Raw genomic sequence first — 15,395 nt, forward strand, 5'->3', positions numbered from 1 at the left:
AAGGTTGTCTAAGGTACAAAAAAAATACAGGTCTTCTAGTTATCTAGAAAACCTGCAAGATCTATATTTGGTATAAATTAAAGTTACTCTTGTAAGCTAATCCGCTTAATATTATCATCATAAACACGATCTATTAAAAGGTGTCTAGGATCAATAGCTGCTTTTACAGGTAGTTTGTCTAATTGTACCGTGATTGATGATTTTTCTTTATTAAACTTCATTCGTTTTTGTTGATATAACTCTTTTTCGTCATCATCCATAAAGAAACCAACATCGATCCAATCGTTAATAGCAGTTTTAGTCTCGTTTCCTAAACTGTCTGATTTTATTTTTGAACTTTCAATTTCTAGTGTAACTTCATATTTTCCATTATCTAACATTTTATAGTTAGCTTCTTTTAAGCGGTTATCATACAAGGTGATTTCTTTAAACCAATCGTTAACTAAGTATTTTAATGAATCTGGAACTCGAGGTTCTAAATGCCTTAAAAAGTCTAATGAACTTGGGTATGGTGTGTTTCTATAACGATATTCTTCTAAGAAGCTTTTCATGGCAACATTTAAGCTGTCTTCACCTATGTAATCTTGTAGCGCATATAAAATAACACTCCCTTTTCCGTAGTGGATATAACCTTGATTTTCTACTTTATAAAGAGGTAATTCTTTTTCGCGTTCTCCACTACGTCCACGTAAATAACGATCGTGATCGTACTTTAAAAACTCGCGCATTTTCATTGGATTATCTGAGATACTTTTTAAAGTCATTAAAGATGAATATTCAGAAAAACTTTCACTCGTCATTGTACCACCTTGCATATTAGCACCTATAACTTGGTGTGCCCACCATTGATGTCCCATCTCATGTGCAATTACAGCATCTATAACGTTGTTGTCTGTTTCATCTTCAAGATTAATTACAAAGCCAAAAGCTTCAGAATATGGCATAGTTCCTGGAAACGCTTGCGCAAATGTTGCATATCTTGGAAACTCAATAATACGTGCTTGTTTATGATAATACGGACCAAAATTTTCGGTATAATATTCTAACGAGCGTTGTACAGCATCTAGCATCATATCAATATTAACATCATGCTTTTCATCATAATAAATTTCCATATCAATACCATTCCATTTACGCTTTGCAATTTCAAAATCTGCTGACATAAACGAGTAGAAGTTAAGAGATGGTGTATCTGTTTTATAATGATAGTAGTTTCTATTATTCTCTTCCCATTGTTTTGTTAATGTGCCTGGAGCAATAGCGGTTTGATCTTTTGATGTAGAAATAATAGTTTCTACATTTATAAAATCTGACTGCCCATCGCTTAGGTAATTTGCCATATGTAATTCTCCAACTTCTTCAGTTAATTTAGGCATGCGTTCTTTAGGCGGAAGATCATGTTTTCTACGTGTATTTTTATCACTAATTTCATAACCATCATTATAACCCATAGTTGGCAAAAGTTGTCCGTTATTAAAGAAGGTACCGTTATTTATAATATTAGTATTTCCTCTACCATTACTAAAGCCCTTAGTAATATATTTATTGTCAATTTTCATTACCATTTTTTCTCCAGGTTGCAATGGAGGACTTAGTTTATATATTTTGTATAAATAAGTTTCATCGGTATAAACGACTTTAGAGTTAGGAATGTCAAAACTAGAATCCCAATCATCAATGGTATAAAAATGTAAAGAATCAATAGGTTTATCTGATGCATTAGTGAGTTCGATATCTGCTTTTACATTCATATTACGTTCAGCAGGAAAAATATCAATATAGTACTTTGCATCTGTAACTTTAGGAGAAATAACATCTCTATACTTTCCATATTTATTTTCGTAATCTACAGCCAATTGTTCATTGGTATCACCAGATCGATAAGGGTTTAATATTTGAGTATTATAGTAGACATATCCTGAAACACCTAACCAAGCTATTGTAGCTACAGCTATTACACCTCTGTAACTCTTAGGGATTTCTTTTCTTGCCGCTTTTACTCTTGCTATTAAAGAGCTTTTAGAACCACGATTCCATAATGCACCAGCAACTAATAATCCTAAAAGAGTAAATAATATCCAATAGAGATTAAACCAGAGCGCAGCTTTAAGACCTGGGCCAAAACGATCCATATCTGAGTACTGTAAGAAAGGACCATTGGCTAGATTCAACATATTAGAACTTATATCTAAAATGCTCAATACAATTTCAAGAACAAACAAAATTAGTATAGCAATAAAGTAACCAATGTATTTATTGCTAGACAATACTTGGATTAAGATGGTAACTCCAGAGAATGTAATAAATAGCGGAAGATTAACATATAGGAAATCTAATAAATAAACATCAAGCTCTATGCGTGTATACCCATTTAATAATTGATAAATTACACCTATAACAATGAAGAATAAATTTAGAATAACAACTGTACTAATTAATGATAGTGTTTTAGCAGCCATTGAAATAAATGAGGTGTGCGCAGAAGCATCAATGACTTCATTAATTTTAGAATCGCGATCTCGCCATATAAGTTCGCCACTAAAAAATACAGCAATAATGACTAGGAATATTTTTGTACTCCCTTCAATAGAATCTATGAGTCTATAGGTTAATGGATAAGATTGTAACCCAAAATACTCAAAACCACCACTAAGATCAGCAACTAAGATAATAACACAAAATAAGAACAGTATTTTAAATGTAACACTCTTAATAATACTCAGAAAATTGGTGTAAAAAAAGCTTTTAAATTGAACCCAAGATGTATTTCCCGTAAAAGAAGGATTGAGTTTAGGTAAGTCAAAAATGGTTTCATTTTTAGAATGACTTTCTTTTTGCTTTTTTACTTTTTTATTCTTTTGTTTAAAAGAAAAACTAAAATAAGATAACAATAATATTATAACACCTAGTACCGACCATATTAAACGGTTTTGAAGTAGTAACCCTGAAAAACTTGGACTAATAGTGTTTTTTTCAACAGGTGTAAAGTATTTGGTTTCAATGTTATAAGTATTCATTCCAAAGATGTCCGATAATCCAGCGATAGTTTCATTATCAATATCAGACACCAAAGTTGTAGAAACAATATAAGCTACAATAATTACCAAACCGCCAACAAAAGAGATAATAGTACTTTTCCATTTATTAGCCATAGCATAAATAACAGCACCAGCCAAAAACATGTTTGGTAAAATAAAAAGTAAATAATTGTTTATATAAGCTTCTATATAGAAAGGTCCAAAACGATTAGGGTCTAGCCATCCAAATATTGAATTCATGGATGTACCTAAAAGCATACCTATAAATACACCTAATAATGGTAAAGTAGAAACTAATAATGCTCCAAAGAAACGCCCGAAAAAGAACCCAGGCTTACTTAAAGGTGTGGTGAATAATATTTCGTTAAATTCATTATTATGATCTCGTAAGGCTGCGTTATTAAAGAAAGTAACAGCCATTATAAGTGAAAAGATACAAAAGATTGTTATGTGTTGAGTAAGCGTGTAAGGAGAGTTTCGGTATACATTACCAATGGCGCCACCAACTTGTACATTATCACTAACCGTTGCAAAGAATTCAAGTAATGCGAAAATGAATATGAAAATATACACTACGGGTTGTTTTAATGTATATATTAATTCCGATAAAAAGAATGTTTTAAACATAATTATAAAGATTAGTGAAGGTTAGACAAGTACATTAGAAGTATTGATTTTTGAAAAGAACACATCTTCTAGATTAGGTGTTACTTGTTCAAAACCATTTTGCGGGTGACCTTCACTAAAGACATGGATTAGCGGTTGTCCACCTACCATTTTGTTTGAAATAATCTTATATTCTGAAGCATAATTATCGAGTTGATCACGATCAACAATTTTTTGATAAACTTTACTGTTAAGGTCATCAATTGCGGCTTGAGGAGAACCGTGGTATACAATTTCACCAAAATTCATAATTGCCATTTTTGTACAAAGCTCGCGGACATCATCAACAATATGTGTCGATAGAATAACAATTACTTCTTTGCCAACATCTGCCAATAAATTATAAAAACGATTACGTTCTCCTGGATCTAAACCAGCAGTTGGCTCATCTACGATGATAAGTTTTGGATTTCCAATAAGAGCTTGAGCAATACCAACACGCTGTTTCATTCCTCCAGAAAAACCCTTTACAGATTTGTTACGCTTATCATACAAATTAACTTTGTCAAGTAAGTATCTTACTAATGCTTTGCGTTCAGAAGGATTAGTAATTCCTTTTAAAATTGCTAAATGTGTTAATAGCTGTTCGGCAGTAATACGAGGATATACGCCAAACTCTTGAGGTAGATATCCTAAAACTTTACGAACTTCCGCGGGTTGTTTTAAGATGTCAATATCATCTAAAGTAGCAGTGCCAGAATCAGCTTCTTGTAATGTTGCAAGGGTACGCATTAAAGATGATTTCCCGGCTCCATTAGGTCCTAAAAGCCCAAACATGCCATTTTCTAATGTTAAAGAAACATCGTCTAAAGCTTTAACTCCATTAGAATAAGTTTTAGATAGATTAGTAATTGTTAGTGTATTCATAATTGGTGTTTTTTTGATTGAAAGTTTTTAATAAGACGACACAAATAGAAAAGCGTTACATCCTATATAAGGATTTATAAGCTAATACCCTATATATAAAGACGCAATAAATTATAGAATAGTTGCCTAAGCATAATTTATTAATTATAAAATTTGGTTTTTGGTAATTAGTAGTTAATTGTCGGAATTCAAGATAAAATTAACTGCAACTTTAGAATGAATGAGAGTTGTATTAAATAGTGGTACAGAGAGATCGTCTTTTAAAATCATTAAAGGAAACTCGGTACATCCTAAAACTATACCTTTAGCACCTTCATTTATCATCTCTTGCAAAACAGTTATCACATATGCTTTAGATTCTGGTTTAATAATGCCATAAGTTAATTCTTCAGCTATAATACGTTGTAATTCATTTATTGTAGTAATATCTTTAGGTACTATAACTTCTATATTATTGTTTTTAATTCGTTTAGTTATAAAATCATCTTCCATAGAATACTTAGTGCCAATAAACCCAACTTTATCAACGCTATCATTTTTAATAACCTTAGCGGTTGCATCACCAATATGAATTATGGGTGTTTCATTTAAATCTTTTTGAACTTGATTATAGACTTTATGAGGTGTGTTAGCACAAAATATAACAGCATCTGCACCTGCTTTCTTTAATTTTAATCCAGCTTGTGATAACAGATATGCTATAGAATCCCATTTATCTTCTTTTTGAAATCGATGAATTTCGGCTTGGTTTATATTGTAAATTAACAAAGGAGGATTAGTGTTGTTTCCAAAATGTGAATTTACAGATTCATTAATAGCCGTATAGTAATCTAAAGTAGAGTGCCAAGATAAACCGCCTATTAGTCCTAAAGAATTCATAGCACTTTTGTTTGGCTTTTTTTCATCCGACTTAGTTGTGCAATTAAATACAAACAAAAGGCTAGTAACAAATAAAATAATAACTGATGATTTCTTCATTACTAAAGATTTAGATTTTTGTGTAAGTGATGAAAGAAAAAGCATGATTATGTTTTTCATCTTTATCATGAAATTTACGTTCTGTTTCTCTCCATTGCGTTAAATTAATCTCAGGGAAGAAAGTATCAGCATCATTAAATGATGTATGCACGCGAGTCATCTCAATTTTATCAGCTAAAGACATGGCTTGTATGTAAATTTCTCCACCACCAATAATAAATGGATTTAGATCTGATTGAGCAGCATCGATAGCGTCTTCTAAAGTATTAACGATAATAACTCCATCTGAAGCTGAATAATTTTTTTGCCTTGTTATAACTATGTGTGTACGATTTGGTAAAGGTTTTGGGAAACTTTCAAATGTTTTACGACCCATGATAATATGGTGTCCATTAGTTAAAGCTTTAAAACGTTTAAGATCATCGCTGAGATGCCAAATAAGATCATTGTCTTTGCCAATAGCATTGTTTTCGCCAGCAGCTACAATAATGGTTAACTCAGAACGTTTTTTTTTTTCAGAAGTTTGAGATTGAGTCGTGGCCTCATTATACGCTTTAGATTGCGCTATTTTTTCTTCTTCTTTTAAGAAGCCTTGTTTTAGTTTTTCAATTCGGTTTTGTTGCTGTGCAACCAATTTATCAAGTTGTTGTTTCTCCCAATCTTTGCCCATAAATTTATGCGTAATAAATACATTGACAAAGTGATATAAAAATAAAAACAACCATCCTAAAATGGCAAAAACAAACCAATTGGTAATGCCGAAAAGTTCAAAATCTTCACCGATACCTAAAGCTGTATTAGCAATAATTAAAAAAACAGCGCCAATTAAAAAAATTACAAAATGAATATACAAACGCTTTTTTTGTCGAATACGCTTTTGTGCATTTTCAATTAGCTCTAGCTGCTCTTTGTCTATATTTGGAATCTGCTTTTTTTTGTTAAACATAATATAAGTTATATTGCTACAACTCCTTTAATATGAGGATGTGGATTATAATCTACTAATGTAAAGTCTTCGAATTTAAAATCAAAAATATCTGTAATTTCAGGATTAAGAATCATTTTAGGTAAAGGTCTAATATCTCTAGATAGTTGCAGTTCTAATTGTTCTATATGGTTATTGTAAATATGAGCATCTCCAAATGTATGAATAAAATCTCCAGCTTGGTAACCACAAACTTGCGCCATCATCATTGTAAATAGGGCATAAGAAGCAATATTAAAAGGTACACCTAAAAAGATATCCGCACTACGCTGATACAATTGGCAAGATAGTTTGCCATCAGCAACATAAAACTGAAAAAAAGCATGACATGGAGGTAAAGCTGCTTTGCCATTGGCTACATTTTCCGAAAAAGATTTAGAAGTATCTGGCATAACTGATGGATTCCATGCAGAAACCATCATCCGTCTACTGTTAGGGTTGTTTTTTAAAGCATTAATAACCTCTTTAATTTGATCAATATCTTCACTATTCCAATTGCGCCATTGATGTCCATAAACGGGTCCTAAATCTCCATTTTCGTCAGCCCATTCATTCCAGATTCTAACACCATTTTCAGTTAGATAATTGGTATTAGTGTCTCCTTTTAAAAACCACAATAATTCATAGATTATAGATTTAAGGTGTAACTTTTTTGTGGTTACCATTGGAAAACCTTCACTTAAATCGAAACGCATTTGGTGCCCAAAAACACTAATTGTGCCTGTGCCTGTTCTATCTCCTTTCTGATTGCCTTCTGCTAAGACATGTTTTACTAAATCGTGATATTGTTTCATATTTATTTCCCACGAAAGTGGGAATCTCTATTTGATTAAACGCTAAAATTCTAATAATGAAAAATAAAAAAAAGCTTCAAACTATTTGGCTTGAAGCTTTGTATAATATTAAAAGTTATTAACTTATGTCTAACCTATAATCATGCCAGCTATAGTTGCAGAAATCAGAGATGCTATAGTACCACCGATTAAGGCTTTTATGCCAAACTTTGAGAGTTGTTTTCGTTGACCTGGTGCTAAAGATCCTATGCCGCCAATTTGTATGCCAATAGAGGCGAAATTTGCAAAACCACATAGCATATAGGTTGCCATGATGATTGATTTTTCGTAAGTAAGATGTGTAGCATTAGCTACATTCTTTAAATCTGCTAATTGTATATAACCAACAAATTCACTTGCAGCAAGTTTAATGCCTAGGAGTTGCCCCATTAGCATTACATCTTCTTTTGCAACACCAATAAGCCACATCAATGGTGCAAAAATCGTACCTAAAACAGCTTCTAATGATAGTACATCATATGGAGAGTTTGTACTAACCCATTCGTTAATATTCCCAATAGTACCTATTTTCAAAAGACCATAATTAATTAATGCAATAAATGCTACAAAAACCAAAAGCATAGCAGCAACATTAGCAGCCAATTTAAAACCTTCTGTAGTTCCTATAGCAATTGCATCTAAAGACATTAGATCCAATCTTTTGTTTAGAGACACTAACATCAGTGTTTACTTTTTCAGTTTGTGGAAAGAGAATCTTTGAAATTACAATAGCACCAGGAGCCGCCATAACAGAAGCTGCTAGTAAATGCTTAGCAAAATATTCTCTTAAAACTATATCATCTCCACCTAAAAATTGAATGTAAGCAGCTAATACTCCTCCAGCAACGGTAGACATTCCTCCAATCATCACTAGAAGAATTTCAGATTTATTCATTTTTTCTAGGTAAGCTTTTATCATAAGAGGAGCTTCAGTTTGCCCTAAAAAGATATTACCAGCGACACTTAAACTTTCAGCTCCAGAAATCCCTAAAACTTTGGTTAATAACCAACCCATAGCTTTAACTACTTTTTGAATAATACCTAAATAAAATAACAGGGAAGTAAGAGCAGAAAAGAATATTATAGTTGGCAATATGGTAACTGCGAAGTTAATTAATGGGCTCTCTATTTCATTAGAAATGAATGAACTAAAAAGAAATTCTGTTCCTGCTTCAGTAAAAGTCAATATCTTATTGAACACTTTTCCTAAATATTTAAAAATGGCTTGAATAAAAGGGACTCGTAATATCCCAATAGCTATAACTAGCTGAAATGCTAATCCAAGACCAACAGTTCTCCAATTGATTGCTTTACGATTGCTACTACACAAAAAAGCAATAAATATGAGCGATACCATTCCTAAAATACCTCTCCATAAACTGTTTAAAGAAAAATCTTCACTAGGAATTATTGAAATGTTGTCAGGTGTTTCTATTTCTTCTTTTTGTACTGATATATCTTCAATTAATTCAAAACTAGCACTTTCAAAAAATGCAGAATTGCCTTTGTTGAGTAGTATTAAAGTAGAGTCTGACGATTGACGAACTCTAAATTTCTGAACAATATCTCCAGGTTTATCATAATAAAATACTAATACATTATTTTGAAAAATATAATTACCTGAAGGACCTCCTGAGGTATTCTTATCCTTGTCTAGAAAAAATTCGCCTTTTTTTAACGACAGGAATTTAAAATCATCTATATATATAGAATCATTAATTTCAATTGCTGATTGACCAAACCCATTCCCACTCCATTTAAATTCCCATGTTTTTTCTAACTCTTGCGCAGTAATTGATGATAGTCCAATAAAAATAGCAATAAAGACTTTGAAAAACTGATTCATAAAAATATGTATTAGTTAGCGTTTAGATATCTCATCTCTAATTTTAGCAGCAGCTTCGTAATCTTCATTATTTACAGCCTCGTCTAAAAGATTGTGAAGATCTTCTAAAGATTTGTCTTTATAAAGGTCTTCACCAAATGCGGCGGTTTCAATTTCTTCTGCAATGAGATCATCTACTAAAATACTATCTTCATCTTTACCTTCTTTTTTAGGATTGACTTTAAGATAGATGCCAGCTTTATCTAAAATGTTTTTATAAGTAAAAATTGGTGCTTTAAAACGTAAAGCCAATGCAATAGCATCGCTTGTTCTAGCATCAATAATTTCTTCAATATTATCGCGTTCGCAAATTAAACTTGAGTAAAATACTCCATCTACAAGTTTATGGATAATCACTTGTTTTATAACGATATCGAAACGGTCAGAGAAGTTTTTAAATAAATCGTGAGTTAAAGGCCGTGGAGGACGAATCTCTTTTTCTAAAGCAATAGCAATAGATTGTGCTTCAAAAGCACCAATAACAATAGGTAGTTTTCGATCTCCATCAACTTCATTTAAAATTAATGCATAAGCACCATTTTGAGTCTGGCTATAAGAAATCCCTTTTATGTTTAAACGTACTAAACTCATGATTTATAAAACACAAAGAACTGTTTAAATTAGGACTTTACCAAACTGCTTTTACAGATTTCGATGTTGTACTAATTAAACAGCCCTTTGACTATTACAAGGTAATAAAATTATGCGTTTTGAGCTTTAAAAGCTTTTAATTTTTCTGTAAGTTGAGGTATAACCTCAAATGCATCACCAACAATACCGTAATCTGCAGCCTTAAAGAAAGGAGCTTCAGGATCAGTATTAATAACTACTTTTACTTTAGATGAATTAATACCTGCTAAATGCTGAATTGCTCCCGAAATCCCAATTGCTATATATAAATTTGAAGCTACGGGTTTACCTGTTTGCCCAACGTGTTCGCTATGAGGTCTCCAACCCAAGTCAGAAACAGGTTTAGAACATGCGGTAGCTGCTCCTAAAACATCTGCTAAATCTTCTACTAATCCCCAATTTTCAGGACCTTTTAATCCTCGACCACCAGAAACAACTACTTCGGCATCAGCAATAGTCACTTTATCCGTTGCTTTGTCTACGGATTCTACAACAACACCAGATTCTGGTAGTGAAGGCGAAAAATCTTCAGTAGTCGCAGAACCACTTGCTTCAACTAAACCAAAAGAATTATTAGATAACCCAACAATTTTTGTTGCTGTTGTAATTTCTGTATTAGTAAATGCTTTGTTTGTAAATGCTGTACGTTTTACTGTAAAAGGAGTTATATTAGATGGAGCTTCAACAACATTAGACGCATAGCCTGCATCTAAACCTACTGCTAAAAGCGGAGCTAAATATTTGCTGTCTGCCGATGAGCTTAAAACGACAACGTCAGAACCTTCTTTTTCAGCAGCTTGCTGAATAATACCTGCGTATGCTTTAGCATTAAATGTATTTAAACTCTCATTAGAAACGTTAAGTACTTTAGACGCTCCGTAGTTTCCAAGTTCTGATGTGTCATTGACATTAATTGCTATTGCAGTTACAGTAGTTCCTATTTTATCTGCTATAGCCTTACCGTATGAAACAACTTCTAAAGCTGTTTTTTTAAATTGCCCATTATCGGACTCTGTATATACTAGAATTGACATAATCTTTAATTTTTTAAATCACTTTAGCTTCGTTGTGAAGTAAGTTTATTAATTGATCTATATTATCAGCGTCTACTAAAGTTACAGCACCTTTTGGAACTGGCTTTTCAAAACTTACACTATTAGTTTCAGTTGTAGATGTTGTAGGTTCTAAAACGGTTAAAGGTTTTTTACGAGCCATCATAATACCACGCATATTAGGAATACGTAAATCGCTTTCTTCAACTAACCCTTTTTGTCCACCTATAACTAATGGCAATGTTGTAGAAACAGATTCTTTTCCTCCGTCAATTTCTCTAACAGCTTTTGCATTATTACCTTCAACTTCTAAATGAATACAGTTAGTTACAAAATTTGCATCTATCATGGAAGCTAACATACCTGGTACCATACCACCATTATAGTCAATAGATTCTCTACCGGCTATTACCAAATCGTAATTACCATCTGTAACTACTTTTGCTAATTCTTTTGCTACAGCAAATCCGTCTTTTGCTTCAGTATTAACTCTAATGGCTGCATCTGCACCTATAGCTAAAGCTTTACGTAATGTCGGTTCAGTCTCAGTTCCACCAACATTAATAACATCAACACTAGCACCTTGTTTTTCTTTAAACCACATTGCTCGTGTTAAACCAAACTCATCATTAGGATTAATAACAAACTGTACACCATTAGTATCAAACTTAGTATTTCCTTCAGTAAAATTGATTTTTGATGTTGTATCAGGAACATGACTAATACACACTAAAATTTTCATATTTTCTTGTTTTTTTGAGTATAATTTTAAGAGAAAACAAAGGTAGTTATAAAAATCAAAATATTTACTATGCGCGCATAGTAAATATAAAAGAAATTTCATATAATTAATTTTCGTTTTATTGTTATTTTTGTTTTCTATTTAATATGATATAAATGAAGACAATTCAATTTAGAGAAGCTATTGCAGAGGCAATGAGTGAAGAAATGCGAAGAGATGAAAGCATTTATTTAATGGGTGAAGAAGTCGCAGAGTATAATGGTGCATATAAAGCATCAAAAGGTATGCTTGATGAGTTTGGTGCCAAGCGCGTTATCGATACACCTATTGCCGAACTTGGATTTGCTGGTATAGCTATTGGTTCTACAATGACAGGCAATCGCCCAATTGTAGAATATATGACATTTAACTTTTCTTTAGTTGGTATAGATCAAATTATAAATAATGCAGCTAAGATTAGACAAATGTCTGGCGGACAATTTAAATGTCCGATCGTTTTTAGAGGTCCAACAGCTTCTGCAGGTCAATTAGCAGCAACACACTCACAAGCTTTTGAGAGTTGGTTTGCTAATACGCCAGGATTAAAAGTTATAGTACCATCTAACCCTTATGACGCTAAAGGTTTGCTAAAGTCTGCAATAAGAGATGACGACCCTGTTATTTTTATGGAGAGTGAGCAGATGTATGGAGATAAAGGCGAAGTGCCAGAAGGTGAATATACTATTCCTATAGGAGTTGCAGAAATAAAGCGTGAAGGTACAGATGTAACTATAGTATCTTTCGGAAAAATTATTAAAGAAGCTTATAAAGCAGCTGACACGTTAGCTAAAGATGGTATTTCTTGTGAGATTATTGATCTGCGTACTGTTAGACCTTTAGATAAAAATGCCATTTTAGAATCTGTAAAGAAAACAAACCGTTTAGTCATTTTAGAAGAAGCTTGGCCATTTGGCAATGTATCTACTGAAATTACATATATAGTACAATCTGAAGCATTTGATTATTTAGATGCTCCAGTAATAAAGATTAATACGGCAGATACACCAGCACCATATTCTCCAGTTTTATTAGCAGAATGGTTGCCAAATCACGAATCAGTAATTACTGCTGTAAAAAAAGTAATGTATAAATAAATAATTCGCAGATCTCTGCGTTAAATAAACTTCATCTTCTATCGACAAATAACTTTTAGCACGATAGTTGATGAAGTTTTTTATCATGAAACATAGATTATTATTTTTATTACTAGCATTTAACATTGCTTTTGTCTTTGCGCAAACTAAGGTAAGCGGCTACGTATTTGATGAAAACAATGAGCCTATTGCCTATGCTAATATATTGTTTAAAGGGTCAACAGAAGGAACAACCTCAGATGAGAATGGACGCTTTTATTTAGAGTCTGATGAAAATTGGGATGTTCTTCAAGTCTCTTTCTTAGGGTTTGAACTTCAGGAATATAAACTACCTAAACGGGTTAATTACGATTTGCGTTTTGTTCTCAAAGAAGAAGCTGCAGCTTTAGATGCTGTGGTCATTGTGTCAGGAAAGCAATCTAAAAAAGCCTCCGAGAATCCTGCGATTCGTATTCTTAAGAAAATATGGGAACGAAAACGAAAGAATGGACTCAAACAATTTAAACAATACGAGTACGATCAATACGAGAAAGTAGAGTTTGATCTTAATACCATTGATAGTGCGCTAATAAAAAGTAGGTTATTTAGAGGTATGGAATTTGTGTTTGAAGAAGTAGATACATCTCGTGTAACTGGGAAAACATATTTGCCTATTTTTATTAATGAATCTGTAAAAAAAATATCAGGAGATAATGTCATTAATAAAAGGCGTGAAGAACTTTTAGGGAATAAAAACTCTGGGTTTAATGACGATCAAATTATAATAGACTTTGTTGATGAGTTATATTCAGATTATGACGTGTATGATAATTACCTTAAATTTTTCGATAAAAGTTTTATAAGTCCAATAGGAAAAACAGGGATTCAGACATATAATTATGTGCTCTCCGATAGTGCTTATGTTGATGATAAATGGTGCTATAATATTATCTATTATCCGAGGCGAAAAAACGAATTGACATTTAAAGGAGATTTTTGGGTCAACGATTCTACCTATGCTATAAAAGAAATTAATCTACAAGCATCTAAAAGTGCCAATATTAACTGGGTAAAAGAGATTTATATAGAACAAGAATTTGAGGTACTAAATGATTCTCTATTCTTAATTAAACGCGATTATTTTTTATCGGATTTTACACTTAATAAAAAAGAAGAATCGAGAGGTGTTTACGGTAAACGTACTACGCTATACGATAATTATGTGTTTGATAAACCCAAGGATCCTAAGTATTATGATGTACAAGTTTATAATTATGATAAAGACGTCTATAATAGGGAAGATGAATTTTGGGATAAAAATAGGTTAGAAGCTTTAAACCAAGACGAAAAAGGAGTCTACACTATGTTAGACACCTTAAAAACGGTAAAGAAGTTTAAACGGCTTTATAGCTTAGGTAGCATATTGGCTTCTGGCTATATTGAATTTCCGAGTATTAATTTCGATTACGGACCCATTTTTTCCACCTTTGGATTTAATGAAGTTGAAGGCACCCGAATACGAACAGGAGGTCGTACCTATTTTGGGCCTAATGATTTGTGGAGACTAGAAGGTTTTGTAGCTTACGGATTTAGAGATAATAAATTTAAATATGGCATTTCTGGTAAATGGTTATTAGATAAGAAGAGTCGTCTTATTATTTCTGGTGGTAACCGGCGTGATGTAGAGCAAACAGGTGCTAATTTAACCTCATCCACTGATGTTTTGGGCAGAAACTTAGCTTCATCATCTATAGTTAATACGAGTACTAATGATAGATTGACGAGTATTAATTTAACAAATCTGGCAATAGAAATAGAACCTCTCCGTAATTTTGTAATACGAGGCAGTGGTACATATAGAACATTAGAATCGGCTTCGCCAACGTTTAGTTTAGATTATTTTGATCCAGAATCGCCAACGGGCATTTCTGGTGATATTAATCAGTTTGAAAGTGCTTTGTCGTTGTCCTATTTTCCTAAGCGTGAAATGACAGGTTTTGGTGTAGAACGCCGATCTAAAAATGATGGTTTTGCAAGTTTGTTTGCGCAAGTCACTCGTGGTGATCGCGATATCTTTAATAGCGATTTTGATTATACTAAAGTGCAATTCTCATACATTCAACCATGGCAAGTTGGTGGTTTTGGGCGTTTAACATCTACAATTGAAGTGGGTAAAACATTTGGAGAAGTTCCGTTAGGTTTGTTAAGTGCAGTTCCAGGAAACCAATCGTTTTTCTCTATTTATAACACGTTTTCTCAACTCGACTTCTATGAATTTGTGACAGATACTTATGCTTCTTTTCATTTAGAACATAATTTTAACGGACGTATATTTTCTCGTATTCCATTTCTTAGAAAATACAATTTAAGAGCAATTGCAGGTATACGTGGAGCATTGGGCAGTGTTAGTGATGAAAACAATGCGCTTAACGCTACAGGTATTCCTTATCTAGCACCTGATGAAGATATCTATTATGAGTATAGTATAGGTGTCGGTAACATCTTTAAAATTTTGCGTATAGATTTTAATTTTAGAGGCAACTATTTAAGTTTACCAGATGCTAGGCCTTTTGGAGTTACTGGCTCTTTTGGGTTTTATTTTTAGAT

10 protein-coding genes and 1 pseudogene are annotated in these 15,395 nt (G+C 32.6%); 2 read left to right on the forward strand and 9 right to left on the reverse strand.

Going from position 1 to position 15,395, the window contains the following annotated elements; translation table 11 throughout:
• Positions 1 to 83 precede the first annotated feature (83 nt).
• The 9 genes and pseudogenes from K8Z87_RS04485 to K8Z87_RS04525 all read right to left on the reverse strand — a co-directional run bounded on the left by K8Z87_RS04485 (position 84) and on the right by K8Z87_RS04525 (position 11,676).
• Positions 84 to 3,665 carry an ABC transporter permease/M1 family aminopeptidase gene (locus K8Z87_RS04485; protein ID WP_227476288.1) on the reverse strand — a complete coding sequence of 1,194 codons (3,582 nt, stop codon included), beginning with the start codon at positions 3,663 to 3,665 and terminating at the stop codon, positions 84 to 86.
• Between the two features lie 21 nt (positions 3,666 to 3,686).
• On the reverse strand, positions 3,687 to 4,571 hold the full coding sequence (locus K8Z87_RS04490) for an ABC transporter ATP-binding protein (RefSeq protein ID WP_227476289.1): 885 nt from the start codon (positions 4,569 to 4,571) through the stop codon (positions 3,687 to 3,689).
• A gap of 174 nt (positions 4,572 to 4,745) precedes the next feature.
• Positions 4,746 to 5,549 (reverse strand): aspartate/glutamate racemase family protein, encoded by an 804-nt coding sequence (locus K8Z87_RS04495; protein ID WP_227476290.1) that lies wholly within the window; start codon positions 5,547 to 5,549, stop codon positions 4,746 to 4,748.
• Positions 5,550 to 5,559: 10 nt separating this feature from the next.
• Entirely contained in the window at positions 5,560 to 6,495 is a 936-nt protein-coding gene (locus K8Z87_RS04500) for a dihydrofolate reductase (protein WP_227476291.1), read from the reverse strand.
• Positions 6,496 to 6,503: 8 nt separating this feature from the next.
• Positions 6,504 to 7,328, reverse strand: a complete 825-nt coding sequence (locus tag K8Z87_RS04505) for a thymidylate synthase (protein WP_227476292.1) — start codon at positions 7,326 to 7,328, stop codon at positions 6,504 to 6,506.
• Between the two features lie 129 nt (positions 7,329 to 7,457).
• Positions 7,458 to 9,213, reverse strand: a pseudogene (locus tag K8Z87_RS04510) (NupC/NupG family nucleoside CNT transporter).
• Positions 9,214 to 9,228: 15 nt separating this feature from the next.
• Positions 9,229 to 9,843: a bifunctional nuclease family protein gene (locus K8Z87_RS04515; protein ID WP_227476293.1), complete on the reverse strand. Its 615-nt coding sequence runs from the start codon at positions 9,841 to 9,843 to the stop codon at positions 9,229 to 9,231.
• Between the two features lie 110 nt (positions 9,844 to 9,953).
• Entirely contained in the window at positions 9,954 to 10,916 is a 963-nt protein-coding gene (locus K8Z87_RS04520; protein ID WP_227476294.1) for an electron transfer flavoprotein subunit alpha/FixB family protein, read from the reverse strand.
• Positions 10,917 to 10,929: 13 nt separating this feature from the next.
• Entirely contained in the window at positions 10,930 to 11,676 is a 747-nt protein-coding gene (locus tag K8Z87_RS04525) for an electron transfer flavoprotein subunit beta/FixA family protein (protein WP_227476295.1), read from the reverse strand.
• A gap of 155 nt (positions 11,677 to 11,831) precedes the next feature.
• Here K8Z87_RS04525 and K8Z87_RS04530 point away from each other — a divergent pair, with 155 nt between their 5' ends.
• Both K8Z87_RS04530 and K8Z87_RS04535 read left to right on the forward strand, forming a co-directional pair.
• A complete protein-coding gene (locus K8Z87_RS04530; protein WP_227476296.1) occupies positions 11,832 to 12,809 on the forward strand; it encodes a pyruvate dehydrogenase complex E1 component subunit beta in 978 nt (325 codons plus the stop codon).
• 85 nt (positions 12,810 to 12,894) lie between these two features.
• Positions 12,895 to 15,393 carry a DUF5686 and carboxypeptidase-like regulatory domain-containing protein gene (locus K8Z87_RS04535; RefSeq protein WP_227476297.1) on the forward strand — a complete coding sequence of 833 codons (2,499 nt, stop codon included), beginning with the start codon at positions 12,895 to 12,897 and terminating at the stop codon, positions 15,391 to 15,393.
• Positions 15,394 to 15,395 lie beyond the last annotated feature (2 nt).

Source organism: Winogradskyella immobilis (assembly GCF_021887715.1).
Classification (GTDB): Bacteria; Bacteroidota; Bacteroidia; order Flavobacteriales; family Flavobacteriaceae; genus Winogradskyella; species Winogradskyella immobilis.